We start from the raw sequence: 13,619 nt of genomic DNA on the forward strand, positions 1-13,619 counted from the left end.
AATGTTTCACTGCAAAATAAAAAGCGCTTATAGCGCTTAAATACTAAATGCGAATTAATTTGTTTGATTTCCAATGGTATTTTTTAACATTAGTTAAAGCTGTTAAATTGTTGCCTGTGCCAGCACGTTGATTCACATGTTTGCCGTACCCTTGAACTGTTAATCCTACGGCAAATACTATTTTATTGTTATTTGTTAAAACATCCATAATACTACTGTAATTTTGAAAGTACTTTTTTGGGAAACGACCTGTAGCTACCACAAGATCATAGTTTGATATATTTTTAACTTTAGAAGCAATCATATCAAGGTTCTCTTTTATCTTGTCTGAAAAGTATTTTTTTGCTTTAGTAGAGGACGAATTCAAAACGGGAAATACATTAAAAATTATAATTTTTTTGTACTTCTTACCGTATGCTTGAATTAATAAATTTACTGTAGTATCGCTTATCTTAATATCTCCATTTACATTTTTGGACGGTAAGCCTGCTTTGCTTGGGTTCATAAGTAGAGCGATTAAAGTTTCTTTTGAATCCGATAACTCATCCTCAATTTCAAGATAATACCTATAATTTAAATCAAATTCTGAATCTAAAACACGCCAATTACACGGAAAATACACTTCATATTCCATATCTCCAACCTCCAATAGAATGATTATACTATAGAGGACTAAATGTGCAACTGAATTATTCATCAACTTATTAATCATCGCAATACTTCTAACAGGACTGACATTCTTCAACTGATTGTCTTTGCCTGTTCCATAATATGATTGTTCCCACTTGGTTTTTAATGTGTGACACCTACTGCACGCCACTGCGAGATTAGCTATGTTCGCCTTATCATTTTGGGACGCTTCAATCGGTACGATATGATCTGCAATTCTGCCTTGCTTGACGACGCTATCACACTTACAGTATTGGCACAAGTAATGCTGTTCATCTAACACTCGTTGCCTTAAGTTCACCCACTACTTTGTGCGGTAGAAGTTATACTGACCACGCTTGTTGTCGTCACGGTTACGTGTCACTGTGTTGTATCTGTGTGTTGCTTGTTTATCTCTTGGAGCATACACACGTTCTTGGTCTGCATGTTTAGCACAGTAATGCTTGGGCAACTCAACCATGTTGAAACAACCATTTGCTTTACAACGTCTGACTCTTGCCATAACCAACTATTCCTGCATTGTTTCTAAACATATCCGTTGCTATGTCTTTAATCTCAAACTTATCGTAATCAACATTAGGCGCAGACATTTGTTTATCAATTCCTAACGCACTACCCATCTGCTTGCCAACGGCCATAGCACTTAATACTAAGTGTCCGGTAATAACTACACTGATTGCATTGCCAATGCCTGTCATCACATTCCCAATCGCAGACCAAACGCCTTCTTCTTTGCACCTGTTGTGCAATGCCATTTCATGTCTTGCTCTACTTAACTGTTTATATCTTGTGTGTCCTTGTTGCATTGTACTCTCGCCGTTCACTGCAAAATAAAAAGCGCTTATGCGCTTAATTAGTTATCATTTTATTTATATTTTCGATACTTTCACTTAGAACATTTTGAGATGGTCTTACTCCGTAAACTTTCCAATTATCATCATCTTCTTTTTTATACATATGAATAACCTCTTGCGCATTATTGTTATCAGTTACAAATACTTTAACACCGTTAAACATAATTATTTCTAAAGCATAAGATCTAACTAACGCTGAAAAGTTCAGCGTTAGTGACTCCTCCTCTTTGTTGTCACTTATTTCATGCCTACTTATTGTGCCATCACCCATTATAGTATGCAAAAAAACCTTAAAAATAAGAGGCCTGCCATCATAAGATGCTATTCTATATTCGATTACATACGTAAACACATCAAAGTAAGATTCTTGATGATAATGTACCTGAGCGTATGGTAGACTATTTTCTAACTTCTGTTTTTCTTCCAATGTTTTATTGTTGTCTATTTGATATTTCGCCACTAAGTAGGCAATTAGTCCTGAGGGAACAACACCTAAATAACTACCCCAGAAACCTAGCCAGTCTCCACTACCTCTATATCCCAACGACCAATGATTATATTGAACAAACAATGGACCAACTACAAAAACAATCACTCCCAAAACAATTAAGAACCAAAACCATTTTTTATTCATCTCCAACCTCCAATAGCAGTAATTATACTATAGAGGACTGAACGTGTAACCAAATTATTTGTCAGTTTGTTTAATCATCGCTTGGTAATAAAGATAATGATATTGCCCTTGAACAGTGCTACCTCCTTTCGGTATCCACCCTGATTCAATATGTAAATTGACAACTTTTTCTAAATCAAATGTGCCTTTAGTTGTTAATACAATGTATTTCATACCATCATTCCCTCAACCACTTCATGTGGCTTCTATAGTCAATCTGCCTGTTATCCAACACTTCTGACCTAACCTGAATACGTGAGCGATCATGACGTGCGATACTCTCTGTTTTCATCATGTCAGCGTGCTTGCGATTAACATCAGTCGCCTGTTTGATATGTCTACGTCTCTTGCGTAGTTTCTTCTCTGCTTCACTCATGTTTAACTCCAATAAAAAAGCACCCGTTAAGGTGCGTGTATGTCATATATGTAAAACAGGTCGAAATTGACCTGTTTAGTTATTAAGTTAATATGTACGACGACTCCTCAGAAAGTACAAGCAAAAAGTTTAGTTTACTAATTTATGGGCGAGTGCAAAGATAAACTTTCTCAGAAGTCGTCATGTGTATATTTTAACACACATTTAATACAATGTACTTTTTCATTTACTATGTACGAGTAACAGGCAAATGCCACTCATTAAGTTGTGTTTGCTTTTTTCTGGTGCTTCGCATATAACAGCCATACACCTGATTGATTGTATTGAACGCCGAGTTGATGCAATAATTTATTCATTGCCAGTCCGCTAAGCCCATAATCTTTAGCAATGAATGTGATGTTTACCAATGACTTGTTTGATAAGACTAAGTCTGTATAATCTGCTTTTGGTTTCATCTCGTTATTTTGTTGTAGTAAGACAGAGTTTTCTTGTTGCAACGCTAATTTTTCTTGACGTTCTGTTTTCAATTCAGTTGCTAGACGGATAATAGTATCTGGATCAGTTAATACCTGTTCAATCTTTGCTTCAGTCATATATGCACCGTGTTTCAATACACTTGGAATAACTTCTGATGTCACCCAACGCTTGAATTTTCGTGCTGATGGTAATTTACTTGATAGAGATAATGAAATAACTCCCGACTGGTTAATAACCGTCATTTGTTGCATTCCACCAGGGGTCTGTATTTTACCGACCCCTTTGTCTTCTTCATCGACATGAGCTTTAATTGCATCGGCTGTCCGAGAATAACCCAGTGTCTTGGCTATATCTTTTGCAACTAAACCATACCTCTTCGTCAATCACTATTGTGCGAACCTCGTTCGCTTCAAAATTAAATACTTCTACTTCGTTCATGTTACTGTTCCTTTCTTGTGTTAAAATGGAACTGTTATTGTTCCATAGCCTAACTACTTGTGCTAGTTAGGCTTTTCTTTAATTATTTTTACAATTCATTTAATCGGGAAGTGTTTTATGCCTACTACAATACTGTTGCAATTAGTAACAACAGGAGTATCTTTAATCGGAATCGCTTTGTCTTTTTGGTTCGGAAGATTATCAGCTACTGCTGATATGAAGAAACGTTTAAAAGAACAACGATACTTTAAATTTTATATGCCTTTTTTCACTTACTTGATTCGCCATAATTATGGAAGTTCAAATTACTACCAAATCATTTCTAGTTCTGGAAAATCTTCTGAATTATTGACAATGCTTTTTGATAACATCGGATATTTAGATAAGAAAACTTGTTCAAAACTATCTCATTTCTATCAACTTCATCTAAAAGCCTTGTCATTCGGTTCAGGTGACTTCAGATATGAAGCAGATGTTCTCGAACTAAATGACTTGTTCGATGAACTAGTTAATTTATCAACCATAGAATCCAGCAAATTAGCAGAATCATTAAAGCTAGACCAAACTCCACTAGAGTTGTTTTCCACCAATTCCACCACCAAAAGTCATTGCAAATGACGAATAATGCTAGACCTAAAATCAGCCCAATTTGCAATACTGGCGATAAAACCATCAGATAAGAATCTATTTTCGAAACCCCTTCAACTATTGTTGTTTCGTACATTTTTATACCTTTTTCTTTTTAATTGATTAAACGGTGTGTTTGAGAGCTTGCTCAACTTCGTCTTGAGTTAAGCTCTTTTTTGGTGCAACGTGATATGCGTTGCTAACCTTTGAGTAAACATCTTGCAACTCGGTTGAACTAAGTCCGCTTAATGCTTTAATTACACTTTCTTTCTTTTATGGTGTCATGCCTCTCTCCTTTATGCTGGCTGTTTCGGTTTTTCCGAAGTTATGTATAATATAAGGTATAGAAAATAACGAGGAATAAAACATGTTCGCAAATAATTTAAAATATTTACGAGAAAAACATAATATGGACCAGCTAGATTTAGCTATAAAACTCGGCAGAAAGAATTCTTCTTCCGTTAGCGAATGGGAAAAAGGAAAATACACTCCAAAAATCGCTGTTCTGAATGATATTGCTGAAATATTTGATGTCTCTATTACTGATTTGATGAACAAAGATTTAAGTACGGAAACCGAATCTAGAGATTCATTACTGCGCATTTACGACAATTTACAACCTAATCGTCAACGTGTAGTTTATGAAACTGCTGAACAGCAATATAATGAACAAAACAACGTTGTTGAGTTACCTACTAATAACGAAGTTGAAATATACGGAGCTGTTTCTGCCGGAACTGGTGAATATCTATTAGACGGTAAGCCAGAACTTGTTGAATATGATGGCGATGTTCCTACTCATGATTTCGCTGTTGTAGTCAATGGTGATTCAATGTTACCGTTATTCGAAGATAAACAAATCATATTTGTAAACAAAACAAAAGACGTGCGCTCTGGTCAAATAGTCATTGCAAACTACGATCATCAAGCTTATGTTAAAAAGTTCATGCGTGACGAAAATGGTTGCCGATTAGTTTCACTAAACAAAAAATACAGCGACTTACCAATTAACGAAGAACATGAGATGTCTATATTTGGTGTCGTTGTATTATAAACCGCTATGCGGTGTACATATTTTTTTAATATCATTTGGCAAACGATTGACATTATGTGCCGAGCAACCACATTAAAAGGTTAGAGGAGAGATAGAGTGTTTATTTTTATTTTTTTAATTCTGTTTGTGATATCACTGATTTTGTTTGCAAAATATCGTGAAAATGATGATTCAAAAAATTTGCCTTTGCAAAAGAAACCAAAAATATTTTTGGGATTAGCTGTCGTGTTTCTAGCTTTTACTATTTTATCTATAGCTACACGCAAGGAAACGTCAACTTCTGAAACAGTTTCTTCAAAACAATCTTCAGATAATACAGATACAGATACAGATACAGATGATTCTAGTTCTTCAAGTAGTTCATCTTCTTCTGAATCAACTAGTAGCTCTTCATCAGAATCTTCATCGTCTTCTGATGCAATGAGTTATGAAGAAAAAGTTAATTCATTGCTAAAAGGAACTGCTCAAAAAGCTACATATGACAAAGATACAAATACATTAACCTATGTTGGATTTGAAACATGGTCAGATATACCAGATGAACATCTTCAACATGCAATGGACATTCTAGAAACCATTGCAAATAGACAGGCTGTTGTATACGGAATGCATAATCCAGAAATAAATGTTATTTTGCCCAATGGAGAATTGATAGCTAATAGCGATGGTAAAGGCGATATAGATTTCGTTAAATAACGGTGAATAACTAATGCCCATTTGGGCGTACATATATGTGCCGAGCAACCACATTAAAAGGTTTTGGGAGATTTTTATTAAATGAGTGCTTTTTTTGGAGTCTTGTTTGTTGTTTCATTATTTATTTGTATTGGACTATCTATATATTCAATAATATTGAAATTACGAAATAAAAGTTTATCTTCAAATATAAAGAAGGTTTTTATTTCATCTACTATAACTTTTTTTGTTTGTATTGTAGGAATCATCTTGACAACTAGTAACGGATCAGATGATGCAACTAAAAAGACCATTACTTCAACTTCAACTTCAACTAATAGTAGCTCTGATAGTGTCGAATCGTCTTCTTCAACTGAGAAAAAGGAAACGAATAACGGTGTTAAAACTAAGCAATATGATGACAAAGATGCTTTATCGAACGCGACAGATTTTGATGATGACTCATACAAAGACAGTAACAATATCGGCAAAAGCGTTCATTTAACTAAAGCAAAGATTGGAAGAGTTGATCAACAAGATGGTGGTATTTGGATTCAAACAATAAATGATACTACAAGTATTAATAATACATTTGTTCAAGCAATAAACTTACCTTCATATAACTTTAAAGAAGGTGACGTTGTTGATATCAAGGCAACGCTACAAGGTATGAAAAAATCGATGGTCACTTTCAAAAATGATAGTGATAAATATCCTACATTGTGGATCACTTCTATTCAAAAGACAAACTAATTAATGCCCACTTGGGCGTACATAATAGACAATGAAGTCTCTAAAATAAGCAAACAAAAAAGCACACTCAAGTGATTTTTAGACTTAAAATACTATTAACAAAATCTATGGATTCAGAATCTAATTGTAGCCAGTGTACATTCTCTCCATCGGTCATATCTAATAGAGGCTTCCCAGACAACAAATGAATTAACATATCTTTATTGATAGTCGGCTCGCTATTGAAATCACGATAACAACCAATGTTATTAATTTCTTCTACTTCATCTATAGAATCTATTTTTAAAATCAAATCATCCATTTAGAAAGCTCTCCGCATAAAAACATGAAAAGAAAAAAATCATTAAAAATTAATAGATCAAACGAAGAATACAAGGTACAGTTAATTAACTGTTTTAACAACTTAGTAAAAGATTCCGAAAATTATGACAAGGGTAATTTTGAGTCTATTAGGAGATCGTCAGTAACTCTTCGCATGCTATTCTATAACTCGATTAATTCACATAGTATTTTAGACCAATTAGTAGATACAAGCAAATTAAAAATACTTAACACGTTCCTTATAGAAAAAAATGACAGTTGCTATTTTGGTGATGTATATCTAGTTCAAAAAATAGGAACGGTATTAGACAAGAATAAAATCTACACTACTTTCATACCGGATGATTTGACGATAATGTCTACAGGCAAAAAAATATCTTTCAAAGACTGGTGGTCAGGTAAAATATTTTTCATGAATGAGGGTACAGAAATCACACGACATAAGCTTATAACAGTAATGGCTAATCAGGATGGAGGTGCTCATGTAGACGATTCAGTTGATTCTGCTTATCTGAATATATCAAGGGGTAATACAGGATATAGTGTAAATTTATCCGAATTTTTCCCCAACGAAATATATTCAAAAATGGATCCTGATAAGAATGGATTTATACAAACGAAAGATCTTAATTTAGCATTAATGAGAAAAATTGTTCACGAAGTTTTGGTATCACTACCAAGGCAATTACAAATTGATATTGACTATAATCCAGACTTTTCATATAACATGAAAAGTAATCTAAATAAGCTAATGTTTTCGATTAAAGTTTCTAACAGTAAATAAAAAACACACCCTATCCGACCAAAGACTGAGGTGTGCTAATGATTATACATAAACGCACTGGGCGTTCTGTTATATTGTAACAGATGTAAGCCCCTTTTTAAAGGAGGCTTTTTTATATGGCAAGTTTTGAAAAACGTGGTAAGAAATGGCGAGCAGTCGTCTCTTATGTTAACGGTCACGGAGTTTTCAAAAAAGTTACATCTACATTTGATACACAACGTGAAGCTACGTTGTGGGCTGCTAAGGAAGAGGTTAAGGTAAAAAACGGATATGATCCAGAAAAATCAAAAATGACCTTTAGCAATTATTATCTTGAATGGTTGAAAACATACAAAGAGCCGACCGTCAGAATATCATCTATTCAGATAAGATTTCACGGTTTACGCCATTCACACGTATCCTACCTCTTACACAATGGTGTGGACATCGACTACATTTCCAAAAGAGTCGGACACTCTAACATCGGAATAACGCTCAGTGTGTATAGCCACATGCTAAAAGAAAAAGAACAAACTCAACGTGAGCTTGCTCTTAATATACTGGATAATATTAGGGAATAATAAGTTACTTTCCCCAATTTTCCCCAGAAACGCTGTAAAACAGCGGTATAAATGGCTATTAATTACTTAACAGCTTCTTTCAAAGCTTTACCAGGCTTAAATGCTGGAACCTTTGATGCAGGAATTTCAATTTCTGCACCAGTTTGTGGGTTACGGCCCTTACGAGCAGCACGATCACGAACTTCGAAGTTACCAAAACCAATCAATTGAACTTTTTCACCGTTCTTCAAGGCTTCTTCAATTGAAGCAAATACTGCGTCAACTGATGCAGTAGCATCTTTCTTTGTCAAACCTGTTGCCTTTGCAACTGAATCTACTAATTCTTGCTTATTAGCCATTTTTGTTCTCCTGAGAGTATTTTATTAACCGTTAAACGGTTTTGAAATCTGTCGAAACATTATTTCATATAATTAGAATAACATACGAAACACCGAATGTGTAGTAATTACGCGGTTTTTCGGCTATTCGTAATCAATTTGTTACATTTTTTTATAACAAATTACTTTCTAGCACGTACAATTAATTTGATTGGTGTTCCAGTAAAGTCAAAGGCTTCGCGAATTTTATTTTCCAAAAAACGTTCATAAGAAAAATGCATCAATTCAACATCATTAACAAAAATAACAAATGTTGGTGGTTGTACGGCTACCTGTGTAGCATAATAAACACGTAAACGTCTGCCATTATCTGTTGGCGTAGGGTTAACAGCTATTGCATCCATAATAACATCGTTAAGTGTAGAAGAAGAAATACGCTTACGATGATTATTATCAACATCTTTTACAATTTGTGGAATTCTATCCAATCGTTGCCCTGTTTTTGCAGAAACAAAAATTATTGGTGCATAATCCAAAAACTTGAATTCTGAACGAATCAAGTTTTCAAAACCTTTCATGGTATGCCCATCTTTTTCAATAGCATCCCATTTATTGACAACAATGACCATTGCTCTACCAGCATCATGTGCAAAGCCAGCAACGTGTTTATCTTGCTCTCTAATGCCTGATTCTGCATCAATTACCATCAAGATAACATTACTGTTATCAATTGCTTTAAGTGCACGCATAACAGAATATTTTTCGGTATTTTCATAAACTTTTCCGCGTTTTCTCATACCAGCTGTATCAACCATGATAAATTCATCGCCTTCAGCAGTTATAAAACGTGAATCAATGGCATCGCGAGTTGTCCCCTCAATGTCAGATACAATAACGCGTTGCTCACCCAGCATTGCATTAACAATTGATGATTTTCCAACATTTGGTCGACCAATAATACTAAACTTGATAGCACTATCATCTTCTTGTTCAGCTGCTTCATCTGGAAAATGTTTGACAACTTCATCAAGCAAATCGCCTAGTCCAAGTCCATGCGACCCTGAAACAGGGAACAAATCACCTAATCCTAGCGAGTAAAAATCATAAATATCTTGTCTCATTTCAGGATTATCGACTTTATTTACAGCTAAGACAACGGGCTTTTTTGTTTTATATAACATCTTCGCAACAACTTCATCTGCATTAGTCACGCCTTCTCTACCCGAAGTAACCATGACAATAACATCGGCCTCGTCAATCGCCAACTCTACTTGCGCACGAATCTCAGCTAAAAATGGCTCATCGCCTAATTCAATACCGCCAGTATCTATAATTCTAAACTCATAGTTTAACCATTCAGCTGGTGCATATAAACGATCTCTTGTTACGCCAGGTTTGTCTTCAACAATTGCTATTCTTTCCCCAGCCATACGGTTAAAAATAGTTGATTTACCAACATTTGGTCGACCAACAATTGCTACTAATGGTGCTGCCATAAATGATGTCTCCTTTTTAATACCGCGAACAACCTCAAACGTCCGCTCAACTTTATACAAAATAAAAGAACTGGCGAACCAGCTCTTTTATTGACTTATTTTACAACTTATCTCCAAAAATGTCGCCCAATGTTGCAGCAGAATCATCTTGTTGGTTATAGGCAGCAATGTCTGCACGTGAAGCAGAACCATCATTATTACGACGATCTTCACGTTCTGGCTTTTCTTCTAAAGCCTTCATTGACAATGAAATACGTTCTTCAGCTGGTTTAATGTCCAAAACCTTAACTTGAACTTTATCCCCTGACTTCAAAACTTCTGAAGGGTTTTCGATACGCTTATTAGAAATTTGTGATACGTGTACAAGGCCTTCAATACCTGGCAATATTTCCACGAATGCACCAAAGTCTTTAACGCGCTTAACTGTTCCTTCAAGAATTGAACCTGCAGCAATTTTATCAGCAGCCTCATCCCAAGGTCCACGTTGAGTTGCCTTAATAGACAATGAAATACGACCTTTTTCAGTATCCAAAGCTAAAATCTTAACGCTAACTTTATCACCCTTTGACAAAACATCTGCAGGGTTTTTCACACGATCATGAGAAATTTCTGATACGTGAACTAATCCATCTACACCGCCCAAATCGACAAATGCACCAAAATCAGTTAAACGTGCAACTGTTCCTTCAACAACTTCGCCAACTGTTAACTTGCTAAATACTTCAGCTAGTTGTGCTGCACGTTCTTGTGCGGCAACAGCTTTACGTGACAAAATTAATCGTGCATTAGCAGCATCAATTTCAATCACTTGAGCCTTAATATCTTTGTTTTTAAATTGGTTTAAATCAGAAACAAAACGTTCTGCAACCATTGATGCTGGGACAAAACCACGAACACCATTTACCAAAACAATTAAACCGCCACGAACAGCATTAATAACCTTGGCATCAACTGTATCACCTTCAGCGAAGTCTAAGTTTTCCCAAGCTTTGCGGGCATCTAAACGCTTCTTTGACAAAAGATAAGAAACACCTTCCTTATCGCTAGTAACATTTGAGATAATAACAGCTTCAATACTGTCTCCAATTTTTAATTCGTCTGCCAGGTTGATGTTACGATCGTCTGAGTACTCACGTGCTGGCACAACTCCTTCTTCACCGGTTGGCAAACCAACTACTGCTTGGTTATCATTATCAATGGCTAAAAGTTCACCAGTAACAACATCTCCCACCTTAATTTGATCTGCTGCGCTTTCGAGAGCTGCTAAGAACTCGTTGTTTGTTTCACTCATGACGTCTAACGTCCTCCTACAATTTACACTATGTGTATAGTCTACCAGAATAATGAACACTTGTATAGTAAAAAACAGCGTTTTTCACGCTGTAAGTTTACATCATTGTTTTTTTCTTATAATATCTGTAATTTCATCAACTACTACTTCAATAGATTTTCCAGTTGTATCAACTAAAATCGCATCTTTGGCCTGTACTAATGGACTAATTTTTCGGTGAGAATCTTTATAATCGCGTGCCTCAATATCTGCTTGCAAAGTTTTTAAATCTGAAGTCATGCCTTTGGCAATATTTTCTTTTAAACGTCTTTGAGCACGTTCAAGTACACTGGCCACAAGAAAGATTTTGACTTGAGCATTTGGTAAAACAGTTGTCCCAATATCTCTACCGTCCATGATGATATTTTGACTATCTGCAATCATTCTTTGTCTATTCACAAGATTTTGACGGACTGAGGCATATGATGCAACCAATGAAACATTTTTAGTTATTTCTGTAGATCGTATTTCATCTGTTACTTCTTCGTTATTCAAAAAAACGTGCTGTACTGGTGTTCCTGGTTCAAACCTAATGGCTGTTTCAGGCAGTAGGTTTGTAATTTCTTTTTCTTCTTGATATGGTATGCCTGCTCGTTTAGCAGCCAAAGTGATAGCACGATACATTGCACCTGTATCAACATAGACATATTTTAACTTAGCTGCAATTATTTTTGCAATTGTTGATTTGCCAGCTGAAGCTGGCCCATCAATAGCTATTTGAAAATTTTGCTTCATATTTTCCTCTAAATCGTTACTTAACATTCAATGAGCGGCCTGCAAATTGACTATAGTTAGCGACTGACAGCCCAGGATTTAAGGCAATCACTTGATCAGTTGTCATACCATGTGTCGTTGCAAAATTGTAAAGCGTCTGACTAGCTCCTAGGACAGCTGTTGTATTAGCAACACTGGGTGTACTTGGTACTGACTCTACTGCACTAGATGATTGGCTTGGTACTTGGCTTGGTACTTGGTTTGTATCTTGACTAGTAGCATTTGTGCTGCTAGAGCTCGATTGTGGTAAACTTTCACTTTCAGCAGAACTTGATGAAGATGATGATTCGACTTTAGAACTTGAAGAGTTTGCATCAGATTTTGAAGAAGTTTCTTCCGAGCTTGTGGCAGCCGTTTTTACCCCATTAGATGATTTCTGATGCGTTATCATTCCCAAAACAGGAACACTAGATAAAATTAAAAATCCTAAAATAATTAAAGCAATTTTTAGACCTTTATGTTTATTACCTTTTTTATCAGATTGGCGTTCAAAATTTGGTTCAATTTTTTGTTTATTTGACCGCGAAAGACGGCTCATGTTGTTAGGGTCAAAATCGTTCATAATAAAACGACCTCCATTCTAGTAAGTTCATTTAAAAGTTTACCATAATGAGATCGTATATGTTTATAACGTTTTATTAAAATGATATTTTTTGCTGTAATGGTTTCAAAATAGATAGAATAACAAAAGTAACTGCTCCCCATATAATACCTTCAACTAAATTAAATGGGATAACCATAGAAACAAAATATTTCCCTAATCCAATAAACTTGGCAATATCAAAATGTGCAAAGTTTGCATACAATGGCACAGCTACAAACCAATTAACTAAAACAGCAACAATAGTCATCGATATTGTAGCAACGATAATAGCAAAAATATTTTTTAGCCAATTTTGTGGTTCAAAATTTGGCATAACTAAAAATATTACAATCGTAAAAGTGATAACTACCAGAAAATTAACCGGCATACCAAGATAAGTATTAATACCTTCATTGGCCAAAATTAACTTTAACAATGTTCTTAATACAATTGTCCATATCGCAGCTGACATATTAATCCAATAGCCGGCCATTAATATGGGTACAATTGAAAAATCAAGCTTCAAAAAATCAGCGCCTGGTATTAATGGTAGCTGTGGAAACAACATGAGACCAAATGATATTGCACTAAAAATGGCAATCATAGTTAATCTCTGTGTTTTTGTTGATGTAATTGACATATTTTTTCCCTCAAAAAAACTGCACAATTTGTCAGGGTAGCACAAAAAGGCAGTTTTAACTTTCTTTTTTAAACTTCTTTATACCCGACTTTACGGTCGGCTCTGGATTTTGACCAGATCAACTGCTTACGCAGGTCGCGGGCTTACCATGGCTAACCATGTCTCACCGCCGGTTGGGATTTACACCCGACCCTGAAGTAATATTCAATTTACAGTTT

The 13,619-nt window shown here is 35.3% G+C and carries 19 protein-coding genes, 1 pseudogene and 1 riboswitch; of the genes and pseudogenes, 6 read left to right on the forward strand and 14 right to left on the reverse strand.

The annotated features are described in order from the left end of the window. Nucleotides 1–43 precede the first annotated feature (43 nt). From K5Q12_RS02395 to K5Q12_RS02425, 7 genes and pseudogenes are all read right to left on the reverse strand, one after another. Entirely contained in the window at nt 44–712 is a 669-nt protein-coding gene (locus K5Q12_RS02395; RefSeq protein WP_220742170.1) for a DUF1643 domain-containing protein, read from the reverse strand. Continuing rightward, nucleotides 692–1,171, reverse strand: a pseudogene (locus K5Q12_RS02400) (HNH endonuclease); the annotation flags it as partial. The pseudogene K5Q12_RS02400 and the gene K5Q12_RS02395, both read right to left, overlap by 21 nt. Further along, a complete protein-coding gene (locus tag K5Q12_RS02405; RefSeq protein WP_220742129.1) occupies nt 1,149–1,475 on the reverse strand; it encodes a hypothetical protein in 327 nt (108 codons plus the stop codon). The pseudogene K5Q12_RS02400 and the gene K5Q12_RS02405, both read right to left, overlap by 23 nt. 43 nt (nt 1,476–1,518) lie before the next feature. After that, entirely contained in the window at nt 1,519–2,157 is a 639-nt protein-coding gene (locus K5Q12_RS02410) for a chloride channel protein (protein ID WP_220742130.1), read from the reverse strand. 54 nt (nt 2,158–2,211) lie between these two features. Then, nucleotides 2,212–2,370: a hypothetical protein gene (locus K5Q12_RS02415; RefSeq protein ID WP_220742131.1), complete on the reverse strand. Its 159-nt coding sequence runs from the start codon at nt 2,368–2,370 to the stop codon at nt 2,212–2,214. Between the two features lie 4 nt (nt 2,371–2,374). Continuing rightward, a complete protein-coding gene (locus K5Q12_RS02420; RefSeq protein ID WP_220742132.1) occupies nt 2,375–2,572 on the reverse strand; it encodes a hypothetical protein in 198 nt (65 codons plus the stop codon). Nucleotides 2,573–2,832: 260 nt separating this feature from the next. Beyond that, the gene (locus tag K5Q12_RS02425; protein ID WP_246570458.1) at nt 2,833–3,432 is read right to left on the reverse strand and encodes a phage antirepressor; all 600 of its coding nucleotides are present in this window, start codon (nt 3,430–3,432) and stop codon (nt 2,833–2,835) included. A 172-nt stretch (nt 3,433–3,604) separates the two neighbouring features. Between K5Q12_RS02425 and K5Q12_RS02430 the strand changes: the two genes are divergently transcribed. The 4 genes from K5Q12_RS02430 (at nt 3,605) to K5Q12_RS02445 (ending at nt 6,596) form a co-directional block, all read left to right on the forward strand. Then, nucleotides 3,605–4,105, forward strand: a complete 501-nt coding sequence (locus tag K5Q12_RS02430) for a hypothetical protein (protein ID WP_220742133.1) — start codon at nt 3,605–3,607, stop codon at nt 4,103–4,105. A gap of 376 nt (nt 4,106–4,481) precedes the next feature. Continuing rightward, nucleotides 4,482–5,168, forward strand: coding sequence for an XRE family transcriptional regulator (locus tag K5Q12_RS02435; protein WP_246570460.1), 687 nt, complete (start codon nt 4,482–4,484; stop codon nt 5,166–5,168). A gap of 96 nt (nt 5,169–5,264) precedes the next feature. Further along, nucleotides 5,265–5,864 carry a hypothetical protein gene (locus K5Q12_RS02440; protein ID WP_246570463.1) on the forward strand — a complete coding sequence of 200 codons (600 nt, stop codon included), beginning with the start codon at nt 5,265–5,267 and terminating at the stop codon, nt 5,862–5,864. A gap of 249 nt (nt 5,865–6,113) precedes the next feature. After that, nucleotides 6,114–6,596 carry a hypothetical protein gene (locus K5Q12_RS02445; protein ID WP_220742134.1) on the forward strand — a complete coding sequence of 161 codons (483 nt, stop codon included), beginning with the start codon at nt 6,114–6,116 and terminating at the stop codon, nt 6,594–6,596. 67 nt (nt 6,597–6,663) lie between these two features. Here the strand turns inward: K5Q12_RS02445 and K5Q12_RS02450 are convergent, their stop codons facing one another. Then, nucleotides 6,664–6,897, reverse strand: a complete 234-nt coding sequence (locus tag K5Q12_RS02450; protein ID WP_220742135.1) for a hypothetical protein — start codon at nt 6,895–6,897, stop codon at nt 6,664–6,666. 24 nt (nt 6,898–6,921) lie between these two features. Between K5Q12_RS02450 and K5Q12_RS02455 the strand changes: the two genes are divergently transcribed. Beyond that, a complete protein-coding gene (locus tag K5Q12_RS02455; protein ID WP_220742136.1) occupies nt 6,922–7,701 on the forward strand; it encodes a hypothetical protein in 780 nt (259 codons plus the stop codon). Between the two features lie 116 nt (nt 7,702–7,817). Continuing rightward, the gene (locus K5Q12_RS02460) at nt 7,818–8,261 is read left to right on the forward strand and encodes a tyrosine-type recombinase/integrase (protein ID WP_220742137.1); all 444 of its coding nucleotides are present in this window, start codon (nt 7,818–7,820) and stop codon (nt 8,259–8,261) included. 62 nt (nt 8,262–8,323) lie between these two features. Here the strand turns inward: K5Q12_RS02460 and hbs are convergent, their stop codons facing one another. The 6 genes from hbs to K5Q12_RS02490 all read right to left on the reverse strand — a co-directional run bounded on the left by hbs (nt 8,324) and on the right by K5Q12_RS02490 (nt 13,401). Beyond that, nucleotides 8,324–8,599, reverse strand: a complete 276-nt coding sequence (gene hbs / locus K5Q12_RS02465; protein WP_004899865.1) for a non-specific DNA-binding protein Hbs — start codon at nt 8,597–8,599, stop codon at nt 8,324–8,326. Nucleotides 8,600–8,760: 161 nt separating this feature from the next. Next, nucleotides 8,761–10,074, reverse strand: coding sequence for a ribosome biogenesis GTPase Der (der, locus tag K5Q12_RS02470; RefSeq protein WP_220742138.1), 1,314 nt, complete (start codon nt 10,072–10,074; stop codon nt 8,761–8,763). A 100-nt stretch (nt 10,075–10,174) separates the two neighbouring features. Then, on the reverse strand, nt 10,175–11,365 hold the full coding sequence (rpsA, locus tag K5Q12_RS02475; RefSeq protein WP_220742139.1) for a 30S ribosomal protein S1: 1,191 nt from the start codon (nt 11,363–11,365) through the stop codon (nt 10,175–10,177). A gap of 102 nt (nt 11,366–11,467) precedes the next feature. Further along, complete coding sequence (cmk, locus tag K5Q12_RS02480) at nt 11,468–12,139, reverse strand: (d)CMP kinase (protein ID WP_220742140.1); 672 nt, start codon at nt 12,137–12,139, stop codon at nt 11,468–11,470. A gap of 16 nt (nt 12,140–12,155) precedes the next feature. Next, the gene (locus K5Q12_RS02485) at nt 12,156–12,740 is read right to left on the reverse strand and encodes a peptidoglycan-binding protein LysM (RefSeq protein ID WP_220742141.1); all 585 of its coding nucleotides are present in this window, start codon (nt 12,738–12,740) and stop codon (nt 12,156–12,158) included. 76 nt (nt 12,741–12,816) lie between these two features. Continuing rightward, the gene (locus K5Q12_RS02490; protein WP_220742142.1) at nt 12,817–13,401 is read right to left on the reverse strand and encodes an ECF transporter S component; all 585 of its coding nucleotides are present in this window, start codon (nt 13,399–13,401) and stop codon (nt 12,817–12,819) included. Between the two features lie 67 nt (nt 13,402–13,468). Then, a riboswitch (FMN riboswitch) is annotated at nt 13,469–13,605 on the reverse strand. Between the last annotated feature and the right edge of the window lie 14 nt (nt 13,606–13,619).

Source organism: Leuconostoc palmae, assembly GCF_019656075.1.
In the GTDB taxonomy this organism is placed as follows: domain Bacteria; phylum Bacillota; class Bacilli; order Lactobacillales; family Lactobacillaceae; genus Leuconostoc; species Leuconostoc palmae.